General features: G+C 67.2%; 22 protein-coding genes. 8 read left to right on the top strand and 14 right to left on the bottom strand.

The annotated features are described in order from the left end of the window. Positions 1-64: 64 nt before the first annotated feature. The 3 genes from ACFQ9K_RS03615 to ACFQ9K_RS03605 all read left to right on the top strand — a co-directional run bounded on the left by ACFQ9K_RS03615 (position 65) and on the right by ACFQ9K_RS03605 (position 5,349). Entirely contained in the window at positions 65-2,290 is a 2,226-nt protein-coding gene (locus ACFQ9K_RS03615; protein WP_378720317.1) for a TIM-barrel domain-containing protein, read from the top strand. Between the two features lie 106 nt (positions 2,291-2,396). Further along, on the top strand, positions 2,397-3,818 hold the full coding sequence (locus ACFQ9K_RS03610; RefSeq protein WP_378720318.1) for a serine/threonine-protein kinase: 1,422 nt from the start codon (positions 2,397-2,399) through the stop codon (positions 3,816-3,818). Between the two features lie 73 nt (positions 3,819-3,891). Beyond that, the gene (locus ACFQ9K_RS03605) at positions 3,892-5,349 is read left to right on the top strand and encodes a M20/M25/M40 family metallo-hydrolase (RefSeq protein ID WP_378720319.1); all 1,458 of its coding nucleotides are present in this window, start codon (positions 3,892-3,894) and stop codon (positions 5,347-5,349) included. Positions 5,350-5,391: 42 nt separating this feature from the next. On the opposite strand, the gene ACFQ9K_RS03600 is transcribed toward ACFQ9K_RS03605, so the two are convergent. Then, positions 5,392-5,946, bottom strand: coding sequence for a hypothetical protein (locus ACFQ9K_RS03600; protein ID WP_378982760.1), 555 nt, complete (start codon positions 5,944-5,946; stop codon positions 5,392-5,394). Positions 5,947-6,132: 186 nt separating this feature from the next. On the opposite strand from ACFQ9K_RS03600, the gene ACFQ9K_RS03595 reads away from it, so the two are divergent. Beyond that, positions 6,133-7,008: an LLM class F420-dependent oxidoreductase gene (locus ACFQ9K_RS03595; protein WP_378718436.1), complete on the top strand. Its 876-nt coding sequence runs from the start codon at positions 6,133-6,135 to the stop codon at positions 7,006-7,008. Between the two features lie 79 nt (positions 7,009-7,087). Here the strand turns inward: ACFQ9K_RS03595 and ACFQ9K_RS03590 are convergent, their stop codons facing one another. The 5 genes from ACFQ9K_RS03590 to ACFQ9K_RS03570 form a co-directional block, all read right to left on the bottom strand. Continuing rightward, positions 7,088-8,383, bottom strand: coding sequence for a CAP domain-containing protein (locus ACFQ9K_RS03590; protein WP_378982757.1), 1,296 nt, complete (start codon positions 8,381-8,383; stop codon positions 7,088-7,090). A gap of 86 nt (positions 8,384-8,469) precedes the next feature. Next, positions 8,470-8,919, bottom strand: a complete 450-nt coding sequence (locus tag ACFQ9K_RS03585; RefSeq protein WP_378718438.1) for a hypothetical protein — start codon at positions 8,917-8,919, stop codon at positions 8,470-8,472. Positions 8,920-9,264: 345 nt separating this feature from the next. Further along, positions 9,265-10,722: an AMP nucleosidase gene (locus ACFQ9K_RS03580; RefSeq protein WP_378718439.1), complete on the bottom strand. Its 1,458-nt coding sequence runs from the start codon at positions 10,720-10,722 to the stop codon at positions 9,265-9,267. Between the two features lie 114 nt (positions 10,723-10,836). Then, positions 10,837-11,583, bottom strand: coding sequence for an alpha/beta hydrolase family protein (locus ACFQ9K_RS03575; RefSeq protein WP_378718440.1), 747 nt, complete (start codon positions 11,581-11,583; stop codon positions 10,837-10,839). Positions 11,584-11,843: 260 nt separating this feature from the next. Further along, positions 11,844-12,821 (bottom strand): helix-turn-helix transcriptional regulator, encoded by a 978-nt coding sequence (locus ACFQ9K_RS03570; RefSeq protein WP_378718442.1) that lies wholly within the window; start codon positions 12,819-12,821, stop codon positions 11,844-11,846. A gap of 90 nt (positions 12,822-12,911) precedes the next feature. Here ACFQ9K_RS03570 and ACFQ9K_RS03565 point away from each other — a divergent pair, with 90 nt between their 5' ends. Further along, the gene (locus ACFQ9K_RS03565; RefSeq protein ID WP_378718444.1) at positions 12,912-13,310 is read left to right on the top strand and encodes a VOC family protein; all 399 of its coding nucleotides are present in this window, start codon (positions 12,912-12,914) and stop codon (positions 13,308-13,310) included. A gap of 20 nt (positions 13,311-13,330) precedes the next feature. Here ACFQ9K_RS03565 and ACFQ9K_RS03560 read toward each other — a convergent pair whose 3' ends face one another. Further along, a complete protein-coding gene (locus tag ACFQ9K_RS03560) occupies positions 13,331-14,635 on the bottom strand; it encodes a glycosyltransferase 87 family protein (RefSeq protein ID WP_378718446.1) in 1,305 nt (434 codons plus the stop codon). Between the two features lie 197 nt (positions 14,636-14,832). Here ACFQ9K_RS03560 and ACFQ9K_RS03555 point away from each other — a divergent pair, with 197 nt between their 5' ends. Next, positions 14,833-15,462 (top strand): glyoxalase, encoded by a 630-nt coding sequence (locus ACFQ9K_RS03555; RefSeq protein WP_378718447.1) that lies wholly within the window; start codon positions 14,833-14,835, stop codon positions 15,460-15,462. A 28-nt stretch (positions 15,463-15,490) separates the two neighbouring features. On the opposite strand, the gene ACFQ9K_RS03550 is transcribed toward ACFQ9K_RS03555, so the two are convergent. The 3 genes from ACFQ9K_RS03550 to ACFQ9K_RS03540 all read right to left on the bottom strand — a co-directional run bounded on the left by ACFQ9K_RS03550 (position 15,491) and on the right by ACFQ9K_RS03540 (position 17,038). Next, positions 15,491-15,886, bottom strand: coding sequence for a hypothetical protein (locus tag ACFQ9K_RS03550; protein WP_378718448.1), 396 nt, complete (start codon positions 15,884-15,886; stop codon positions 15,491-15,493). A 70-nt stretch (positions 15,887-15,956) separates the two neighbouring features. After that, entirely contained in the window at positions 15,957-16,364 is a 408-nt protein-coding gene (locus ACFQ9K_RS03545) for a hypothetical protein (protein WP_378718450.1), read from the bottom strand. A 278-nt stretch (positions 16,365-16,642) separates the two neighbouring features. After that, a complete protein-coding gene (locus tag ACFQ9K_RS03540) occupies positions 16,643-17,038 on the bottom strand; it encodes a RidA family protein (protein WP_378718451.1) in 396 nt (131 codons plus the stop codon). Positions 17,039-17,139: 101 nt separating this feature from the next. Between ACFQ9K_RS03540 and ACFQ9K_RS03535 the strand changes: the two genes are divergently transcribed. Continuing rightward, positions 17,140-17,547: a MarR family winged helix-turn-helix transcriptional regulator gene (locus ACFQ9K_RS03535; RefSeq protein WP_378718453.1), complete on the top strand. Its 408-nt coding sequence runs from the start codon at positions 17,140-17,142 to the stop codon at positions 17,545-17,547. Positions 17,548-17,717: 170 nt separating this feature from the next. On the opposite strand, the gene ACFQ9K_RS03530 is transcribed toward ACFQ9K_RS03535, so the two are convergent. From ACFQ9K_RS03530 to ACFQ9K_RS03520, 3 genes are all read right to left on the bottom strand, one after another. Further along, complete coding sequence (locus ACFQ9K_RS03530) at positions 17,718-18,653, bottom strand: hypothetical protein (protein ID WP_378718454.1); 936 nt, start codon at positions 18,651-18,653, stop codon at positions 17,718-17,720. A gap of 389 nt (positions 18,654-19,042) precedes the next feature. After that, complete coding sequence (locus tag ACFQ9K_RS03525) at positions 19,043-19,534, bottom strand: MarR family transcriptional regulator (protein ID WP_378718456.1); 492 nt, start codon at positions 19,532-19,534, stop codon at positions 19,043-19,045. A 100-nt stretch (positions 19,535-19,634) separates the two neighbouring features. Beyond that, on the bottom strand, positions 19,635-20,078 hold the full coding sequence (locus ACFQ9K_RS03520) for a nitroreductase/quinone reductase family protein (protein WP_378718459.1): 444 nt from the start codon (positions 20,076-20,078) through the stop codon (positions 19,635-19,637). 193 nt (positions 20,079-20,271) lie between these two features. Between ACFQ9K_RS03520 and ACFQ9K_RS03515 the strand changes: the two genes are divergently transcribed. Beyond that, a complete protein-coding gene (locus tag ACFQ9K_RS03515; protein ID WP_378718512.1) occupies positions 20,272-21,135 on the top strand; it encodes an alpha/beta hydrolase in 864 nt (287 codons plus the stop codon). 117 nt (positions 21,136-21,252) lie between these two features. Here the strand turns inward: ACFQ9K_RS03515 and ACFQ9K_RS03510 are convergent, their stop codons facing one another. Next, entirely contained in the window at positions 21,253-21,693 is a 441-nt protein-coding gene (locus ACFQ9K_RS03510) for a hypothetical protein (protein WP_378718461.1), read from the bottom strand. Positions 21,694-22,223: the final 530 nt, after the last annotated feature.

The raw sequence follows: 22,223 nt of genomic DNA, 5'->3' as shown, positions 1-22,223 counted from the left end.
GCCAGGTGCGGTTCTACTTGGTTCTAGATCATCCATGCTCGTTCACGCGTGAAAGGGTTTCTGAATGCGCAGAATCACGCATATCACGCTAGGTCTGCTGGTGGTAGCCGGCAGCCTGGTGGCCACGCCCGACGCCTGGGCCGACGCGGACAACGGCCGGCTCGGCAATCTCGGTCGCATCGTCGACGACGGCACGACGACCACCATGTACTCCGGCTCGGCCGCGGTCCGGGTCACCTTCCCCACCGCCGGTGCGGTGCGGGTGCAGCTGGCACCGGACGGCAAGTTCACCGATCCGGCCCGCGACAAGATCGTCCTGCCGACCAAGGTCCCACCGGCCAGGACGAAGAAGACGGACAAGGGCGACTACTGGGCGATCACCAGCACCGATCTCACCCTGCGCGCCTACAAGTCTCCCCTGCGCTTCGCCCTGTACGACGGCACCAACCGGCGGCAGATCTGGGCCGAGTCGGCGCCGCTGTCCTGGACCAAGAACGCCACCACGCAGAGCCTCGGCCGGGGCAAGGACGAGCAGTTCTTCGGCGGCGGCGAGCAGAACGGCCGGTTCAGCCACCGCGATCAGACGATCAAGATCTTCGCCGACGACAACTGGAACGACGGCGGCGCGCCGAACTCCCAGCCGTTCTACCTGTCCAGCAACGGATACGGGGTGCTGCGCAACACCTTCGCGCCGGGCAATTACGCCTTCACCGATCCGGCCCGCACCACCCACGAGGAACGCCGCTTCGACGCGATCTACGTCGTCGGCGACGGCCCCAAGGGGGTGATCTCCGCCTACACCGCGCTGGTCGGCAGGCCGTTCCTGCCGCCGATCTACGGCCTGGAGATGGGCGACTCCGATTGCTACCTGCACAATGCCAACCGCGGTGAGCGGCACACCCTCGACGCGGTGGGCATCGCCGACGGGTACGTGCGCAATCAGATGCCCAACGGCTGGATGCTGGTGAACGACGGCTACGGCTGCGGTTATGAGAATCTGCCGCAGGTCGGCGAGGGGCTGCGCGAGCACAACATGCAGCTCGGCTTGTGGACCGAGAACGGGCTGCCGAATCAGGCCGAGGAGGTCAAAGCCGGTGTGCGCGTGCGCAAGCTGGACGTGGCGTGGGTGGGTCCCGGCTATCAATTCGCCCTGGACGCCTGCGACAGCGCGCACCGCGGCATCGAAGACAACAGCGACGCACGGGGTTTCGTCTGGACGCCGGTGAGCTGGGCCGGGGCGCAACGATGTGCGGTGCTGTGGAGCGGGGACCAATCCGGCACCTACGACTACATCCGCTGGCAGATTCCCACCTACGCGGGCTCGACCATGTCCGGCATCGCCTACAACACCGGTGACGTCGACGGCATCTTCGGCGGCAGTCCCCGGACCTACACCCGCGACCTGCAGTGGAAGGCGTTCCTGCCCACCATCATGTCGATGGACGGCTGGGCGCCCAACGACAAGCAGCCGTGGCGCTACGGCGAGCCCTACACCTCGATCAACCGAAAGTACCTGCAGCTCAAGGAGAGACTGCTGCCGTACACCTATTCGCACGCGGTCGAGGCGAATCGCACCGGGGTCGGCCAGGTCCGGCCACTCGCCCTGGAGTACCCGCACGACAAGGCGACCTGGGGCGAGCAGGCCCGTTACGAATTCCTGTCCGGGAAGGACTTTCTCGTCGCACCGGTCTACACCGACGCCGAAACGCGGGACGGCATCTACCTGCCCGAAGGCACCTGGATCGACTACTGGAGCGGCCGCACCTGGACCGGTCCGACCACGGTGAACGGCTACCACGCGCCGCTGGACACGCTGCCGCTGTTCGTGCGGGCGGGCGCGGTGGTGCCGATGTGGGCCGAGGGCACCCAGTCCTGGCGGACCCGCGATCAGAGCGTGCTCGATCTGGATGTCTACCCGCAGGCCGCGGGCAACTTCACCCTGGTCGAGGACGACGGGGTGACCCGGGGCTATCAGCGCGGCGAACAGGCGTCGCAGAAATTCGCCGTGCGCTCGCCGGAGGCCGGTGCGATCGAGGTGAGCATCGGCGCCAGTTCGGGATCGTATCCGGGCAAACCGGCCGCGCGCCGCTACGAAATCGCGGTGCACACCGCCGCGGCGCCGAAGCTGGTGCAGACCGCCGCGGGTCCGTTGACCCAGCGGGCCGATCGGGCGGATTTCGACCGCGCGCCCAACGGCTGGTGGTTCGATCCGAACGATCGCGGCGGCATCGTGCACGTCAAAACCGATCCGGTCGACGCGGCACAGGGTCAGTCGGTGGTTCTGCGGTGAGGATTTCCCGGTCCCGGGCCGAGGTGGCAGATTGGGAGGGTGCGGGTTATGGGTGAGGGTGGTTAACTCCTCTCGGATTGTCAGCTCGGAGGGAGTAGGGGTAGACGTGGTGCAGCTCGGAGTGAACGAGTCGTTCGCGGACTACCTCATCGAGGGCGTGCTCGGTCGCGGCGGGATGGGCACCGTGTATTCGGCGCAGCATCCGCGGTTGCCGCGCCGAGTCGCGCTCAAGCTGCTGAACCGCGAGGTCTCCGCGGATCCGGAGTTGCGGCGGCGGTTCGAGCAGGAGGCCAATGTCGTTGCCCGGCTGGATCATCCGGGCATCGTCGGCATCCACGACCGCGGCACCCAGGACGGGCACCTGTGGATCGCCATGCAGTACATCCACGGCACCGACGCCTCCCGGTTGAATCCGCGGGACGTGCCGGTCGATCGCGCGTTGCGCATCGTCACCGAGACCGGGGCCGCGCTCGATCACGCGCACAGCCGTGGCGTGCTGCACCGCGATATCAAACCGGCGAACATTCTGTTGTCCTCGCCGGACACCGGTCGCGCGGAGCGAGCGGTGCTGACCGATTTCGGGATCGCCCGGCTGCTCGACTCGAATACCCAGCTGACCTCGAGCGGGACGTTCAACGCCACGCTCGCCTATGCCTCGCCGGAGCAGCTCTCCGGCGAGCGGGTCGATCACCGTTCGGATCAGTACTCGCTGGCCTGCACGCTGTTCACGCTGCTGGCGGGGCATCCGCCGTTCGCGGCGACCAACCCGGGACAGGTCGTCGCCGGGCACATCAGCAAACCGGTGCCGCGGCTCAGTTCCGTTCGCCCCGACGCACCGCAGGCGCTGGACGAGGTCATCGCCCGGGCGATGGCGAAGCGGCCGGACGAACGATTCGACAGCTGCCGCGAGTTCACCACGGCCGCCTGGGCGTCGCTGCACGGTCGTCCACCCGCACCGTCGACCACAGCGCCGGGCCGGATCGCCCCGACCGCGGTCAATCGCACGGCCCAAGGCCGGTCGGCGACACCGGCGCCGACTCCGGTCGCTCAGCCGACACGCACGCCCCAGCCGACACCGGCGCCCACCCCCGTCAGCGAGCCGGCGCCGTCGAGCGGTTTCCGCGACGCGCTCGGCGCCTGCGTACTCGCCGTTCTGCTCGGTTGCCTGGTCGCCTACGCGGTGGTTTCGCCCAGGGAACACGTCATCCGCGCTTTCCTCGCCGAGGGCGACCCGGGCCTGGCCCCCTACGCCGCCTCCGGTGTCGCCGGCGGCGGTGCGGTGGTGGCGCTCCTCTGCGGTGCGGTCCTGCTGCTGGCCCGCAAGCGCCTGGGTCGCGCACTGGTGATCCTGGGGTGCGCGGGCTACCTGGCGAGCCTGGCACCGGTCCGGTTCGGCTACGACAGTCCGGTCGGCACCACCGGGTGGACGATGGCCGCGGGAGTCGGATTGCTCTTGCTGACTGTGGTATTCGCCATGTCCAAGCCGACGGCTCGCTGGCTGCGGGGCGCAGGCCGGGCACGGCGATAGCGCCAATTCCGCCAGCCGGTCGGCCAATTCGAGCCGCCGATATATTTCGTCGCTTCCAGGTAAAATTATCCGCGTGTCTAAAATCAGTCGCCGCAACTCGCTCATTTCGATGGCCGCATGGGGACTTATCGCGGCGCTTACCGCAACCGCCTGCGACTCAGCGGGCTCGAAGAACGATTCGAGTCCGCCGCCGAGCTCGTCGAGCGCGCAGGCCGAGGACAATACGAAACTTTTCCACGATATCTACAAGCAATTGGTGGAAACCGATACCTCGCATTCGACCGGCAGCACCACGGTCGCCGCGAACGCGGTCAGGCAGCGCCTGCTCGACGCGGGGTTCGCCGAAGCCGATATCCAGATCTTCGAGCCGGTGCAGCGCAAGGGCGATCTGGTGCTCCGGTTCACCGGGTCCGGGCAGCGTAAACCGTTGCTGCTCTTGGGCCATCTCGATGTGGTCGAGGCCAAACGCGAGGACGGGTGGAACACCGACCCGTACAAGCTGACCGAAACCGACGGCTTCTATGCCGCCCGTGGTTCGATCGATGACAAGGCCATGGTGTCCGCGCTGGTTTCCGGCCTGATCCAATTGAAGCGCGAGGGATTCAAGCCGAACCGCGACATCGTGCTCGCCCTGACCGCCGACGAGGAGGCCGGGCCGGACAACGGGGCGAAATGGTTGATGGACAACAAAGCCGACCTGATGAGCGCCGAGTACGGCCTCAACGAGGGCGGCAGGGCGCTGCTGGTCGACGGGAAGCCCTCGCTGCAGGGCGTGCAGGTGGCCGAGAAGACCTACACCACCTACCAGGTGGAGGCCAAGGCGAGCGGCGGGCACAGCTCGGTGCCGACGCCGGACAATGCCATCTATACCCTCACGGCCGCGCTCAATCGGCTTGCCGCGTACCGCTTCCCGACCTCACTCAGCGATCCGGCCAGGGACAACTTCGCCGCGCTGGCCGCGACGCGCACCGGCCAGGAGGCCGATGACATGCGGGCGGTGGCGGCGGGCAACCCGAGCCAGGAAGCGCTGGAACGGCTTTCGGCGACACCCGAGTACAACGCCCAGCTCCGGACCACCTGTGTGAGCACCATGCTCAAAGCCGGCGAGGCCGAGAACGCGCTACCGCAAACGGCGACGGCGACGGTGAACTGCCGAATCCTCCCGCAGGACAACCCCGACGACATCGACAAGCAGTTCAAGGCCGCGCTCGCCGACAGCAAGCTGACCGTCACCCGCAAGCTCGATCCGGCCGGCGGGATCTCGCCGACCAACGGCGATGTCATGGCGGCGGTCACCGCGCTGACCAAGGAGCTGTTCCCCACCGCCGCGGTGAGCTCGTTCATGTCCACCGGCGCCACGGACAGCAAATACGCGCGCAGCAAAGGGATTCCGATGTACGGGGTGAGCGGATTGTTCATGGTGTCCGCCGACGCGGGCCGCATTCACGGCGTGAACGAACGCGCGCCGATCGCGGGTCTCGATGCCAGCCGCGAATTCCTCTACCGGCTGATCAAGCAACTGTCCCAATAGCTTTCGGCCCGCCGCGACTCGCCGCACCCCGGGTGCGGCGAGTCACTTTGCCTGGTCGAGGGATTCGAGTTCAGTGCGCAGCTGTATCACCTCGCTGGCGAGTTCGTCGCGCAGCTGTTCGCGTTCCAGCAGGCTGGCGCGCATGCTGTCGATGGTGTCGTTCATCGCGGCCAGTTTCTGGTCGGCGCCGCTGAGGCGCCATTCGATGACGCCGCGGCGATCCACATCCTCGCTCGCGTTGCGCACCCACTCCACGACGTAGTCCAGCCACTCCGGCTGCTTGGGCATCTCCTCGTCGGCGTCCCAGCCGCGCCGGGTCGCGGTCTTCGGCGAGAGCACCCGCTCGCCCGCAGGCCCGGCGACCGGCGCGTTCAGCTGCACGTGGCTGAGCTTGCCCGCCGTCGTCACGATGGCGGTGATCCGGTAGCGCCCGGCCAGGTGCATCTTCAACTCCGCCGCGCCACGCCCGTCGGCATCCATCGCGCCGAGCCACGGGCCGTCGGCCGCGCTGATGATCGACTCGAGCACGCCTAGCTGGCCGGCCGCGCGCCGAACCCGGTTCGCGCGCTCGCGTAGTTCGTCCGGTGTGGCGGTCATCTGGTCCCAGTGCATCGCACCTACCTCCTCGTCGACCGGCTCCCAGGGATTAGGAACTGCTACGAACGTACATTCGCCGCGAGCTCGAGCGTCGCAGACGTGCGGCGGCGAAGATACTTGACTTGGAGTGCACTCCAGGTCGTAGCGTGAACGAATCTGGGTTACCGACACATAAGGGGAAGCTCGATGGAGCTCGGTTTTCACGTTCCGATTTTCGACATCGCCGGTGGTACCACCGCTATCGCGGGTGAACTGGCCAGGGTGGGCGCCGCGGCCGAGGCGGCCGGCGCGACCTGGCTGTCGTTCATGGACCACTACTTTCAGATCGAGCCGACCGGGCTGCCCGCCGAGGCGAACATGCTCGAGGGCTACACCACGCTCGGCTTCCTGGCCGCGCACACCTCGACCATCGAACTCGGCCTGCTCGTCACCGGCGTGACCTACCGGCACCCCGGCCTGCTCGCCAAGATCGTCACCACGCTCGACGTGCTCTCCGGCGGGCGGGCCACGCTCGGCATCGGCGCCGCGTGGTTCGAGCGCGAACACCTCGGACTCGGCGTGCCGTACCCGCCGATCGCGGAGCGGTTCGAGCGGCTGGAAGAGGCGTTGCGGATCTGCGGGCAGATGTGGGATCCGGCGAACAACGGGCCGTTCGAGGGCAAGCACTATCAGCTCGCCGAGACGCTCTGCTCGCCGCAACCGATCAACCGGCCGAAGATCCTCATCGGCGGCAGCGGCGAGCGCAAGACGCTGCGCCTGGTCGCGCAGTACGGCGACGCGTGCAACCTGTTCGGCAGCTCGCCCGCGGAGGTCGAGCACAAGCTGGATGTGCTGCGCAGGCATTGCGACGACGTCGGGCGGAATTACGCCGACATCCGGGTGACCATCATGGCCAACAATCCCCGGCCGAGCCCGGAGACCCGCGACGAATTCGTCCGGACGATGGCCGATTACGCCAAGCTCGGCGTGCACACGGTGATCATCACGCCGACCACCGGGACACCGGCCGCGTGGATCGACGAGATGGCGCCTGCGGTTGCGCAGCTGGCCGAACTCGGCTGACCGGCTCGACGTCTACGACGTAGATGATCGCCGAACAAGGTGGGAGTCAACCTTGTTCGGCGATCGCTACCGCCAGCGTTCACAGCCCGCCGGCCAGGGCGCCGAGGCCTTCGCCCAGGCCCCCGAGTCCACCCAGGGCATCTCCGGCTTCGCCGAGCCCGCCCAACGCATCGCCGGCACCGCCGAGTCCGCCCAGCAGGTCGCCGAGGCCGCCGAAGTCGTCACCGCCGCCGGTGAGCGCGCCTAGGCCGTCATCGGAGGGCGCGTTGAACCAATCGAAGGCGTCGGCGGACGCGTCGCCCGCGTCACCGTAGGCGGATGAATCGCCGGCCTCGTCGGAGAAGAGGTCGCTCCAGGAGTCCTCGAGCGAACCGCCGGTGTCGTCGGCAGATTCGTCCGCACCGTCGCCCGCGTCCTCGGACCAATCCCCGCCGTCGGACCAATCCCCGTCGGACGACTCGTCACCCGACGATTCCTCGGGCGCATCGCCTCCGTCTTCCGCGGAATCGCCGGCACCCTCATCCCCGGGGTCCTCGGACGAATCATCCTCGCCTGCCGAGGATTCGTCCGCATCGTCGCCCGCCGTGTCCTCCGCCGGATCGCCTGCGCCATCGGAGGATTCGTCGGAACCGTCCCCCGACGGATCCTCGGCCGAGTCGTCGCCATCCGAAGGCTTGTCGCCACCGGGCTTGTCCTTGTCACCGCCGGAAGGCTTGTCGCCGCCGGGCTTGTCCTTGTCACCGCCCGAGGGCTTGTCGCCACCGGGCTTGTCCTTGTCGCCACCCGAGGGCTTGTCGCCACCGGGCTTGTCCTTGTCACCACCAGAGGGCTTGTCCTTGTCTCCCCCGGACGGCTTGTCTTTGTCCTTCTCCTTGCCCTTGTCTTTGTCTTTGTCCTTATCCTTGTCGGAGCCGCTGGTCGCGCCGAAATCCTGGGTCCAGTAGGGGGTTCCGTCACCGGCCTTGGCATAGCCGACGCCGATGTCCTTCAGCCCGCAGTTCAGGATGTTCGCGCGGTGGCCTTCGCTGTTCATCCACGCGTCGACCACCTCGGACGCACTGGTCTGACCCTGGGCGATGTTCTCGGCCCAGGTCTGGGCCTTGTAGCCCGCCGCGCTGATCCGGTCGCCCGGGTCGCCCTTCGACGAGTTGTGGTCCAGGTTGCCGGTCGCGGCCATATCTTTGGTGTGGGCCTGCGCGGCCTGGGTGAGATGCTCGTCGGACTTCAACGCGGAGCAGCCCGCTTTGGTGCGCGCGGCGTTGGTGAGGCTGATCACCTCATCGGCGGGAGAATCGGGACCCGCCGCGGCCGTGGGAGTTCCAGCAAAAGTGACAGCGAGCGCGGATACTCCGAAAGCGGTGGACAATGTGCGCATTGTTGCCGGCGAAACTTTTCGCGGTGCACTGTGCTTACCCATGACATGCCTTCTGGTTGCTGGTCGGCGGCCTCGAATCGCTCGAATCAGGCGCTGCCGGTGAGCAATCCGAGCAGCGGCGCGAGTCCGCCCGCGGCCTTGCTGCCGGTCGCGGCGCTGCCGGAGACCGCCGTGCTGCCGGTGCTGAACGCCTTGGCCAGCGGGGTGATCGCGGCGCTGCCGGTGTTCAGGCTCTTCGCCAATCCGCCGAGCGCGGCACTGCCGCTGTTCAGCAGCTCGAACGGGTCGGCGGGCTTGTCCGCGGCCGGCTTGGCCTTCGGCTTGGCGCCGGGCTTCTTCTTCTTGGGCTGCACCGCGTTTCGGCTGTGGTGGCCCTGCCCGTTCGCGGCCAGTACCCGCTTCGCCTTGGCCGGCGCCGGTGCGACCTGGTCGCCCGCCGCGGTGCTGGTGGTCGTCGTTTCCGCGACGGCCTGGCCCGCGCCGCTGTGCGCGGAGACGCCGAGGCCGATCAATGTGGCCGTCGACAGAATTGCCAATCGGGCCGGAATCTGACTTTTACTAGGTGCGCTGTGCTTACCCATTAGACGCTTCTTTCGCCAGTGGTCGATCACGTGCCGGATCGCCTGTCCGCCAAAGGCACAGGCGCTGCTTCGAGGTTAGGACTCGGCGGGCGAACCCACGACCTGGGCGCCGAATTCTAAAATCGAGTTGAGAGCTGATTAACAGCGACACAGGCGATCACGAGCAGATCACGTACCGATCACATCCGATCACGAGCGACCCACCGCCGCCGACCTGGGCAGCGGACCAAGCCGCGCGCGGAGCCGGTGTGCATCCTGCCGCGCGGCGCACCCCACGCGGCCGGATCCCGGACCCCGCCGCTACCGGAACGGCGGCTCGTTGAACGTGCGCAGCTTGCGCGAGTGCAGCCGATCCCCTTCGGCGCGAAGCAACTCCACGGCTCGGATACCGATCTGCAGATGCTCGGAAATCGCGCCCTCGTAGAAGCGATTCGCCTGGCCCGGCAGTTTGATCTCGCCGTGCAATGGCTTATCCGAGACGCACAGCAAAGTGCCGTAGGGCACCCGGAAGCGATACCCCTGCGCCGCGATGGTGGCGCTCTCCATATCGATGGCCACCGCGCGGCTCAGATTGAACCGCAACGCCGACGCGGAATAGCGCAGTTCCCAGTTCCGGTCATCGGTGGTGACCACGGTGCCGGTGCGCAGCCGCTGCTTGACCGCCTCGCCCGGCATTCCGCTGACGATCTTGGTGGCGTCGTAGAGCGCGCGCTGCACCTCGGCGATGCTGGGAATCGGAATGTCCGGCGGCAGTACCGAATCCAGCACGTGGTCGTCGCGCAGGTAGGCGTGGGCGAGCACGTAGTCGCCGATCGCCTGGCTCTCCCGCAGGCCGCCGCAGTGACCGATCATCAGCCAGGCGTGCGGGCGCAGCACGGCCAGGTGGTCGCAGATGGTCTTCGCGTTCGACGGGCCGACGCCGATGTTCACCAGGGTGATGCCGCGCCGATCGGCGGAGGTCAGGTGCCAGGCCGGCATCTGATGCTTCTTCCACGCGAGATCGGAAGTGGTTGCCGCACCGATGGTTTCGGCGGTGATCAGGGCTCCGCCCGGACAGGAGAGGCCGTCGTAGGGGCTGTCCGGGTCGGCGATCCGCTCGCACGCCCAGCGCACGAATTCGTCGACATAGCGGGTGTAGTTGGTGAACAGCACGAACGGCTGGAAATGATCGACCGGCGTGCCGGTGTAATGCTGCAATCGGGCCAGCGAGAAATCGGTGCGCAGCGCGTCGAAATGGCTGAGCGGGAAGGTGTCGATGGCGTTGAAGATGCCGTCGGCGGTTTCGTCGCCGATGCTGGCCAGGTCGGTGGTCGGGAAGTACCTGGCCATCACCGCGGCCATCGAGCTGTCCAGGGCGAGGTCGGCGCGATCGATCACATAGGGGAACGGGATCTCCTGGCGCGACGGCGACACCTCGATGCGCACCTCGTAGTCGCGCTCGATCATCTCCAGCTGTTCGGCCAGATAGTGGCGCAGCAGGTCCGGGCGGGTGATGGTGGTGGCGTAGCTGCCCGGCCGGGTGAACCGGCCCCACGAGCGGGAGCGATCCTTCGACGGGGCGGCGCCGTTCCAGCTGATCCGGAGTTCGGGATAAACGAACAGGCCCGCCGCGCGGGTGGCCTCGTCGGGCACCGATCCGTTCTCGACGAAGGCCCGGATCGCGTCGCGCAAGGCGGCGACGGACTGCTCGTACAGCTTCTCCAGCTGGTCCAGGGCCTCGGCACTGGTCAACGAATTCGCTGGTGACCGATTCGGCATGTGTCTCCCTGCGTCGCGTGCGTACGTTCCCAGCACACCGTATTTCACGCGGGCTACGGGCCGGCGAACCGGCAGTGACCACCGTCTCGCCCGGCCGTGGGGATCGACCGGAACTCAGCCCGGCGCATGCAGTCGCCGAGCCGCCGAGCGCACCAATTCCAGCATCCGAGGCCATTTCTCGGACTCGGGATCGATCAGGTCGAAGTGATGGGCGTGCGGTAGCACCAGCGCCTCGGCTGGGCTGTCCTGGCTGAGGGCGACCGGGACCGTCTGGTCGTCGGCGCCGTGCACCAGGAGGACATCGGGTCGATCGGGCGGCAACTGGAGCTGCGGGTCCAGGTCCGCGTATCGGCTCGGGTGCTGCTCGGGAGTTCCGCCCATCCACGCGGTCACCGCGCCGGCGCCGAGGCCCAACCGGGAGGCGCGGGCGAGGTCGGCCACCGGCGCGAGGGCGATGACCGCGGCCTGCCGGTGGTGCGCCCTGGTCAGTGCCAGCATCCCGCCTGCGGAGTGGCCGGCCCAGAGGACCGGCTCGGTCAGCTGCTTTTCGAACAGGTCCAGGTCGTCGATCGTCGCCTGGGGCGCACCCGGTATCCGCCGGTATTCGAGCAGCACGACCCGCACCCCTTCGCGGGCCAGCGCGCGGGCGAGGGGCCGGGCATGGGTCCGGTCGGTGGCGGGCCGGAAGTAGCCGCCGTGGATGAAGACCACCGTCGGCCCGGCGTCGCCGAAGGCCTCGAGCACCTGGTCCGGGTGCGGACCGTAGGACGTGACGGCGCCCGGGTCCGCACCTTGGCGAAGCAAACGCTCGACCACCGCGCGTTCCTCGCGCTCGATGCGCCGCTGATCTCGATCGGTCACCGGATACTCCCTTCCCGTCCAGGCAAATTAGCAAAGTTCCGGTGTTCGTCGTCGCGGACCGCGTGCGGTGCGGCGACCTCGAAGAACGGCACCGGCTCGAGCGCGCTCGTGTCCTGCCGGTTGGCCGATGAAGCAGAGGTACGCAGGCGCATCGAGGGTCGCGCCGCATGTCCAGAGCGCCGTGGCGGGCCCGGAGCATCGGCACTTCGGTTGCGAAGCAGGCGAATTCGCTTCGCTGAACCCGCCGGTCCCCCGCTGGGTCAGATCGAGCGGGCCGACTTCGTCAGCCGGTCGGCGAAGGCGAGGACGAGGGGACGGAGTTCGGCTGGTTGTTCGATGACGAAAGGTAGGTCGAGGGAGGCGAGTACGGCGGGGAGCCAGTCGAGGCGTTCGGCGCGGAGTTCGACGCGTGACCACGGCTGTGCGTCGCTCGCGGACGGCGACTCGGTGACGATCGCGAGGCCGGCCGGGAGGCGTGTGCGGATCTGCTCGGCAGTTCCTTGGACTCGAAGGGCCACCTCGTATCGGTAGCGGGCGGTGGCGAGGCCGGTGAGGAGGCTTTGCGCCGGATCGAATCCGGTTGGTGCGTCGAAGGAACCGGGCAGGGTCCGCGCCTCGGTGATGCGGTCCACTCGCAAAGTGCGATCCTCGCCGATCGCCGGGTCCGCACCCGTCACATACCACCTGCCGGAGTGAGCGACGAGACCGTACGGGTGCAGGGTGCGTTCGCTGCGGCGACCGTCGGCGGCGGTGTATCGGACGGAGATCGGCCAGTGCCTGCGCACGGCGTCGGCGATCGTGAGCAGGACCGTCGTCTCCGGCGCCGCCGACGCAGCGGGCGGCGCGGTGAAGGCGAGCGTGCCGAGGACCGCGTCGAGCTTGCGGCCGAGCCGGTCCGGCAGCACCCGGCGAATCTTCGCGGCCGCGGTCTCGCTCGCCGCGTCCGTGGCGGTGAGCAACCCGGCTCGCCGGCCCGCGACCAAGCCGAGCAGAACGGCCAGCGCTTCGTCATCGCTCAGCATGAGCGGCGGCATCCGGTAACCGGGGGCGAGCCGGTAGCCGCCGTAGCGTCCGCGCACCGATTCGACGGGCACGTCGAGGTCGAGCAGGTGATCGACGTATCGGCGCACGGTGCGCTCGTCGACCTCGAGCCGGCCGGCCAGCTCGGCGACGGTTCGGGTGCCGCCGGCCTGAAGGAGTTCCAGCAGGGTGAGCACGCGGGCGATCGGTCGGGGCATGGGAAAAGTCTCGCGCGAATACCGGGCGGTTTCTGTCCGGTATCAACCGTAGCGTGCGGTCAGTAACCCCAGACCGACCAGGAGAGAATCATGAACTTCGTCTCGATCCGCATCATCACCGCCGATGTCGCCCGCCTCACCGGCTTCTACGAGCGCGTCACCGGACTGCGGGCGACGTGGGCAACCGAGGACTTCGCCGAGCTCGAAACCGACTCGGGCACCCTCGCGATCGCGGGCACCCGCACGCTCGCGCTGTTCGCGCCCGACCTGGCGCACCCGGCCGAGAACCGCAGCGTCATCATCGAATTCCTGGTCGACAACGTGGACCGCGTGCACCGAAACCTGACCGACCTCGTGGCGGACGTCGTCCAGGAACCCACCACGATGCCCTGGGGCAACCGCTCACTCCTGTTCCGCGACCCGGACAACAACCTGGTGAACTTCTTCACCCCGGTCACCGCCGCGGCGATCGAGAAATTCGCTCGCTGAACGGCGCCGGGGCGGCAGGATCACACTTGCCGGACCTGTTCGTCCGTGGCCGGATGCTTCGTCGGCGCTGCGTCCGGCTTCGAGCTCGATCGGAGGGCTATGGTTGCGGCCGCGAGCAGCACAATGGTCAGCCAGAGGTAGGCATTGCGGTAGAGCACGCTCGGCCAGGCTCGGTCGGCGTAGTCGAAGATGCTGACCACTGCCGGATCGTAGAAGGTCAGCAGGCCGCTGGAGACGACGAGCGCGGTCAGCAGGAAACCCAGCGGCGCGATGAGGCCGCGGCGGCGCAGCGCGAGATCACCCAGGTAAATGAGCAACGGCGCGAGCCACACCCAGTGATGCACCCAGCTGAACGGCGATACCGCGGTCATGGTGACGCCCACGCAGACCACCGCGGCGAGTTCGCGTCCGGTCTGCGCGAACCGCCGCGCCAGGTACAGGCACAGTGCCGCCATCGCGGCCGCGCCGACCAACCAGAGCAGCTGATGCGCGCCCTCGACCCCGATCCGGCGCGCGATCAGGCCGCGCAACGATTCGTTGGACAGGTTTCCCGGCACGCCGACCCGCTGCGGGTCCAGGAACGCGCCACCCCAGAAGGTCAGCGAATCCTTCGGCAGCACAGCGAATCCGACGACCATCGTCGCGACGAACGCGCCCGCGGCCGTCGCCGCGGCCCGGTAACGCCGCGTGACCAGCAGGTAGAGCACGAAGAACGCCGGAGTCAGCTTGATGCCGGCGGCGATACCCGTCAGCGCGCCCTTCCACCGCGAGGTATCCGGCAGCGCCATATCCACGATGACGATCAGCAGCAGCAGGATATTCACCTGCCCGAATGCCATGGTCATCCGGATCGGCTCGCACCACATCAGCAGTCCGGCGATCGCGACGGCCGCGACGGCCAGCCGCCGGTCCCGCCGGTAGCCGAGCATGGACAGCGCCACCCAGCACGACGCGGCCAGCATGACGAAATTGCCGAGACCGCCGACCCACGTGTACAGATCACCGTGCAGCCAGCGCAGCGGCACGAACAGCAGCGCGGCGAACGGGGTGTAGACGAACTCCCAGACGCCGCGGGTGTTGCCGAGCAGCGGACTGTCGTAGACCGAAACATGATGGCTCACGCGGTCTCCGGCGATCTGATAAACGCTCAGGTCGATCAGGTGCATCATGATCTGCCGATGTTCGAGCACCTGGACCAGGTAATACGCACCCGCGACGACTCCGGCCAGGACGATCGTCCACCAGACCGCCGGCGCGATGGTGCGCGGCGGATCGTTGGGCGCGGCGGAGGATGCTTCGATGTTCTCGATGGTCGAACTCGACAAACTAACTCCCAGATATCGGACTCCGTTCGCGGCACCCCACGCTAGCGGCGCTCGGGCGCTCTTTCCAGCGCGACCGCAACTAGGCATACCCAGCGACGCGCCCGGTACACGAGCGCCTGCGCCGTCGTCCGGCGCCGGAAACAGGTGATCAGGAATCGAGAAGCGCTGGTCGCGGCCCAGCGCATAGCGTTGCTCCCATGAACATCAGCACTGATCAGACCGCTATCGAGTCCGTCACCCTCGAGGTGCCCGACACCGCGGCCGCCACGGCTTTCTACGCCGCCGCGTTCGGCCTCGGCGACCAGTTGCGCGTTCGTCCCGCCGAGGCCCCGACCGCCGGATTCCGCGGCTACATCCTCTCCCTCGTGGTGTCGCAGCCGAGCACCGTCGACAGCCTGATCGGCACCGCGCTCGACGCCGGCGCGACGACCGTGAAACCGGCCAAGAAGAGCTTCTGGGGCTACGGCGGCGTGGTCCAGGCGCCGGACGGGGCGATCTGGAAGATCGCGACGTCGGCGAAGAAGGACACCGGACCTGCCACCAGGACGATCGATGATTTCGTGGTGCTGCTCGGCGTCGACAAGGTCAAGGCGACCAAGCAGTTCTACGTCGAGCGCGGCCTGACCGTGGGCAAGAGCTTCGGCAGCAAGTACGTCGAGTTCGAGTCGCCGGCCGGGTCGGTCAAGCTGGCGTTGTACGGACGCAAGGCGGCCGCCAAGGACGCCGGGGTTGACCCCGAGGGCAGCGGGTCGCATCGGATCGCCCTCGCCGGCGGTATCGGCCCGGTCACCGATCCGGACGGATTCGTCTGGGAAGCCGGGCATTAGCCGAGGCGGGCTCGGGGTGCGTCGGTGGTCAGGCGTTGGGGACGACGCCCGCGCGGCGTAGTGCGTCGACGGTGGTCTCCGGTGATGTGTTGAAGCACAGCACCGCATCGCCGAGCAGGTTGACGATGCGTTCGAACAGCAGGGTGTGCTCCGGCATCATCCGGATCGCTCCCCCGATCATCGCCACCGCGATCGGCCCCTCGGCGAGCTGCGCGCGGATCTCGCGTTCGGCCTCGTCGGGTTCGGTGCCGATCAGGCAGGACACCGCATCGAAGCCGGCCGCCCGCATGGCCGCGTGGCCGGTTTCGATGCGGGCCAGTAGTTTTCGCTCGTCCAGGCCCGGGAATCGGCTGTAGTCAAGGGATTTCGGGTGCAGGCCGATGGTCAGGACGCGGCCTGTCGCGGATTGTGCTTCGTGGGCCATGCCGGTGCTCCCGCCTTCGATTTACCTTTGATTGCAAAGCTAATTTGCGGTCAAAGGTATGTCAAGAACGCTACGGCACCAGCACGTACCACTCCGCGAATGTGCCCTTGATCGGCCACGACACCGCCATCACCTTGGCCGGGCCCGAGCCGACCCACAGATCCGCCGTCACGGTGGCACCCGGCGTCGCGTCCGCGCCGACCCAGACGTCCTGGGTGCGCGGCCCCGCCGAACCCACCCAGCCCAGCTTCACCTGATTCCCGCACGGGCCGCCCAGATAACCCCGCGGGGTCACCCGCGCCAGCACGTGACCCGGCCGGCGCGGAGCCGCCTCGAGTGCCACGTCGATCAGGCCCGCGCAGACCCTCGCGTCGCCGAACGCGAACAGCGTGGTGCCGACCGTCGTCACCTGCGGCAGCGGGTCCGCCTGCGCCGGCGTCGCCGCCATGCACACCGCAGCGCCAACCGCTGACACCATCCCCGCAACCATCCTCCGCGCCCACATCAGTTGAAACCCTTCTCACCGAACGACATTCGCGGCCGCGCCACACGCGTCGGCCACCAGACCCAGCACCCTCGGCGGCCGCGCACCATTGCGCGGCGGCGGGTGTTTGCGGGCCAGCGTAGCGAGAAAATGCGGCGATGTCGGCAAGTTAAGACCTGCCTAATCGCTTCTGAAGTTCAGCTGCGCCAACCGAATTCGGCGATCACGGGCTCATCCGGATCGCCGCGCTCGGCGGCGAATGGTCGCGGGTATCAGGGCGCGAGGGCGGTTACCTCCACCTCGATCTGCCAGTCGGGCTGGGCGAGCGAGGACACCTCGAGCAAGGTGTCGGCCGGATAGGGCTCGGCGAGGAACTCCGCGCGGAGCTGAATGACCTTGTCGAGGTTGGCCGCCATGTCGGTGACGAAGATGCCGACCTTCACCACGTCTCCGAAGTCCACCCCGGCCTCGACCAGAACCCGGCGGATGTTGGCGAACGCCTGCCTGCCCTGGGTCAGGAAGTCGTCGGAGACCGTTCGCCCGCGCTCATCGATGCCGGCCTGGCCGGACACGTAGAGCACGCCGTTCGCCTTGATCGCCTGCGAGATCTTGTACGGCTCGTACCAGTCAGGCGTGGTGGCGATCTTCTCGATGCGCTGTGTGGTCATCGCCGTTCCTCTCGAACATTGCATGTACATGCAATAAATGTAGGTGCATGCAGATATTGCCACTGCATGTATTCTGATGTCAACACAGGAAGGCGGTGATCATGGACGCGACCGACTGGGATCAGCTGGTGACGCTGCACGGCATGGTGACCAACCGGCTGGCCAAGGAGATGCAGCGCCGCCACAACATCGGACTGTCCGAGTACCAGGCCCTGTGCCGGCTCGCCAAGGCCGACGACGGCGAGCTGCGCATGCAGGAGCTGGCCGAACTCATCGGCCTCAACCAGAGTTCGGTCAGCCGCCTGGTCGCCCGCCTGGAGACCAGCGGCCTCTCCCGCCGCGACCTGTGCCCGAAAGACCGCCGAGGCGTGTACACCGTGATCACCGAGGAAGGACGCGCCCTCCAGGAGAAGGCCGAACCGACCTACCAGACCGCCCTGAACGAGGCCATGAACGAGGCCGCCACAGACACCCGAGTCAGCGAATTAGCCGCCAAGCTCCGCGGATGAGTACCCACGCGGCGGCCAATCCGCATGCGCAGCTTAGTCATTTGGCCTGCCGAGCAGCGGCCTTCCGATCTCGGATCACCGGCAGACTTGATGCCCTCAATACTAGACAAGGACGTATGCCACTCGGCGGAACCAAACGGAGTTACGGCGACCAAATCATTTACGATGGACTACCACCAGCGAACCACATCAACACCCCATGCCTCGAATTCGCCCTGGATTGCACTGCGGCATAGACAAGTACCTGTTGCCTGAAACCATAATGACGTCGTGCCATCACCCCAAATTGCGAACGCGAAGACATGTCCATAGCGCAGTCCTGAGTCGGATACCGCACGCCCGATCACGCCGAGCGTAGGCCCGAATGCCATCCGGGCTTCGGCGGGGAACACTCCTACACTCGAGAATCCTGCTCCCGTGTGGATCAGCCCCGAATCACCCGCCGACACGCGTGCATACGCGATCCTGCTCCGCTGCCTGAGGTCCGGCAGGTCCGTATATCGGCCGCGCTGTGCATCGAGATCTACTGTCGCAATGGCCATTACGTTGGATGATTCCATATCGTTCTGTCCGCGAAGACTAACGGGCACAGCAATGGAAAGGGCGTCGACCTCACCGCTAGCGCGCCGCGCCACGTTCGCGGTGATTGCGAGCATCAGGCCAGTCGCTGTGCCACCGTGTTTCGTCGCAATCCGCTCGATTGACTCGGTACCAACCTGCACCGCGACCGTTGTGCGCATCAGGTCCGGCGCAATCCTTCGGCCTGGCGGCATAGTTGCAAGATCGTTGTAGCCTGCACTGCGCGCCGCGCGATTCGCCTTGGCTTGCATTCTGACCAACCGCGCGTGCTCCCGAATCCCACCCCGCATGGCATCGGCCACATCCGCCGCGATCGATGGGCGACCCGTTACCCCGAGCCCGGCTCGGTGCTCGTTGCGCGCGGCAAGAACCAGCGCCGCCATCAACCCCTGCCCGTCGGTAAGTGCATGCGAGCAAATCAGCGACACCACTGAGGTACCGCCGTTCACCTCGGCCGCGGCCAGTTCCCAACCATGTCCCCCGGCCACATCGAGATCAACAGCACACGCCGCATCTACCCAGCCCATGACCTCGGTCTCCTGTAACGAATATGTCGAAACCCGGACCGGGTTCCCCCCGGTCGCCCGAGACCAGACCGGACGCGCGAACGGAACTCGACCGAACTGGACGCGCCGATTGAGCGGGCCAGCAAGAAGACCGCGGTGAAACTTCGCCAACATGTCGTGATCAACAGGCCCATTGACTCGCCAAACCAATTGCATTGGCATCCGCAGACCGAGCCGAACTATCCGCAGATCGAGCCCGCTGAGCCGAGTAAAAACGCCGCTTCTCGCCATCACATTTCGCTATCCAAGCTTCGAAATACATTGCTGCACATCATATGACCTGGCGTTAGACCTTGCCGCATGACAAGTACGATTGCGCGCGCCACATGGCAGCAGGCAAGGCACCGGGTTCAGCTCTCGGCCAACTCCTCCGCCGAGGCCTGGCCTGCGGTGCTGGTGCGGCGGAGGAAGTCGGCGATCACCTCGAGTTCGGCCTCGGAGTAGTGCTCGCAGACGGCGTCCATTCGGCCGTTCATTCCGGCGAATAGCTCGAACAGTGTCGAATTGCGTTCGCGGACAGCGCTTATGGTGACCGCGCGGCGATCCGCCGATTCCGGGTCGCGCTCGCGCACGACCCAGCCGCCCTTCTGCAATCGGTCGAGGATGCCGGTCAGGGTCGCCGGATGCAGGCCGGCTCGGCGCGCCAAGGCGGTGGGGGTCATCGGTCCATATCGGTTGACCAGGTCGAGGCAGGTCCAGTCGATGTCCCTGAGTTCGACCCGGCCGCCGAACCTGCGGTTGAGCAGCGACAGCTGAATATTCAGGTCGCGCACCGCTTCCTTGACGGCGACCGTGAGCTGCCTGCGCTGCCGCGCCCCGGCCCGATCTGCTCCTGAACTCACCCGGCACTACTCTCACGTCAGGTTGTATGGATTCCATACTGTATCGCGACGCCGGATCGTTCGACGCCACCGCAGACCGGGTCGGCGCGTGCCCGCCCGGTCAGGCCGGTTCGACGCGGAAAACCGCGATCTTATGCGCGGCCTCGGCGATTCCGTCCGGCGTGGCGGTCGCGGCCAATCCGGTGGTCACGAAGCGGTTGCCGACGCTCGCCGGGCTGGCGGTCACCAGTTCGCGCAGCAGCGGACGGCGTTGCTCCACCGGCACCTCGACCAGCCGGGCGGTCGAGGACTTGCGCCCCCTGGTCAACGTGACGGTGTCCGCGTCCCGCGCGTTCGCCACCCATGCCGCCTTCGGAAACGCCTGGAAGATGTAGCGGCCGTCGCCCAGCTCGTTCACCGCGATCGGGAACGTGCGCAACTGCCCCGTCCGCCGCCCCTTGACCGTGAGCAGCTGCATCGGCCCGAAAGCTATACCCCTGCGCTGCAATCCGACGATGACCTTGTTGATCGTGTTGGTCATCCGACGGTGACTGTCTGCGTTCATGGCACGCAACCCTTCTCAGAAGATGCCGTATCGAAAACTACGATTCTCATATAATATCAGAACCATACTATATGAGATCCGGCTGGAGGTTGGCATGCAACAGGATTCGAGACGAACGAAGCTACGGTTCGCCAGCGGCGACACAGAGTGCGCGGCTTGGCATTACCCCGGCGACAACGGAGCCTGCGTGGTCATGTCAGCGGGCGGCGCGGTGACCAAAGAGCCTGGGACAGACCGATTCGCGCACCGATTCCAGGCGGCCGGATTCACCGTGTTCGCCTTCGACTACCGCCACCTCGGCGAGAGCGGCGGCAACCCCCGCCAAATCGTCCGGATGAACGAGCAGCTCGCCGACCTGGAAGCCGCGATCGCGTTCGCCGCCACCCTCCCCCACGTGGATCCGTCCCGCATCGCCCTCTGGGGCTTCTCCCTGTCCGGCGGCCACGTACTGCGCGCCGCCGCCCGGAATCCCCGACTCGGTGCCGTCATCGCACAAACACCGCTCACCGACGGACCGCTCGCCGCCGCGCTCGCCGGTCGTCACCAAACGCCCCTCGCCACACTACGTTTCGTGACCCGAGCCCTGATCGATGGTCTCGGTTCCCTGATCGCCCGACCACCACTGCTGATCCCCCTCGCCGGCCCACCCGGCACCCTAGCCATGCTCGCCACCCCCGACGGCCGCGACGGCGACCGAGCCCTCAACCCGGGCAACAGCTACCCACGATGGCAGCAAGAAGTCGCCGCCCGCACCGTCCTGCGAATCTCCCTCTACCGCCCCGGCCGCTACACCCCCCGCATCACCAGCCCACTGCTGGTATTGGTCGGCAACGAGGATCGAACAGCACCCCCCTCCCCCGCTATACGAGCCGCACAACGAGCACCTCGAGGCGAACTGGTCCGGCTACCAGGCGGCCATTACACCCCATTCCTCGACGCCCACGAACAAGCCGTCGATGCCGAACTGTCCTTCCTGCACCACCATCTACTGACCCCCACCCGCGGGCCAGACCCCCACAACCCCGATGAAACACATCCGATCCCTCCAGGCAGGTAGGCATGGAACTGCCACTACCACTGACCGCCCAGCGGATATCGGAGGTAACTACGGGTTTCACCGCAACACCGGACCGTGCGCGAGGAATGCGGGCAGTTGGTCGGTGCGAAAGGGTGATTACGGCAGTACCACGCAGGCGGGGCCGACGTTGATGCCGGTGCCGATGGTCAGCGGGGTGTCGGTGGAGTAGCCTTCGCCCTTTTCGTCCGAGACCCGCTCGACCACCCAGAGGTAGTGCTGGCCCTTCTTGGTCGGGGTCCAGGTGGTGCTTGCCGCGCCGGAGGGGTCGGCGACCACGAACGCTGGTCCGAATGAGGTGGGCGACAGGTCGTTGTCGATCTCGTCGAGGAAGGCGACCTCTCGGCCCGGCTCCGTTTGCGCGATGACCCGGTAGGCGCAGCCGGTGCCGCGGGCGGATTCCGAGCTGCCGAATCCTTGGCCGCGCTCGATGCGGACACTGGTCACGGTTGCCCCCGCCTGGGGTGCGGCGAGGGCGATCGCGGCGGCGATCACGCTGAGCGTCGCCGCGGTGGCGGCGATCCTGTTCGAACTGGACACGATGAATTCCCTTTTCTAGCAACGGATTCCCCGGAAACTGCGGAATGAGGCGAACTTTTGCACAGCCGGAGTTCACCTTTCAATGCCCCACACCGGATCTCCACGAATACGCCACCGCATGTCCACCGCCGACCCGCTTTTCACCCGCGCGCGGTATGGGGCGCACTCCGCGCAGGTGAGGACCGGAACCGGAAGGGCGCCCGTTGAGCCCGTCGAGCCGTGAGCCTGGCGAACGGACTCGATCCGCGAAGGCGTATCCCGCCGCGGAAGCCCGTCGCAGATGCGCCACTCCGTACCGCGCAAGTGATTCCATGCGGTAGCTTTTCAGAGTCGAGGCAGACGTGCTGGCACGCCGCCATCGAAGGGGCCGCAGAGGGGCGCGGCCAGGAGAAAGGGGGCCGCGAGACGGCGCGATGACCCGTCCGCGCCACGGTGCGATACCCCCCGGTCGGGGGGAGCCGGGCCGATGGTGTCGCTGGTTAGGCTGAGGTGGGACTCGATCCCGGATTGCCTGCGCCGTGGCCGTCAGT

It is taken from the genome of Nocardia sp. NPDC056564 (genome assembly GCF_042793755.1).
Classification (GTDB): domain Bacteria; phylum Actinomycetota; class Actinomycetes; order Mycobacteriales; family Mycobacteriaceae; genus Nocardia.
The sequence above is the reverse complement of the archived record's forward strand: the minus strand, read 5'-3'. Positions and strand labels throughout refer to the sequence as shown.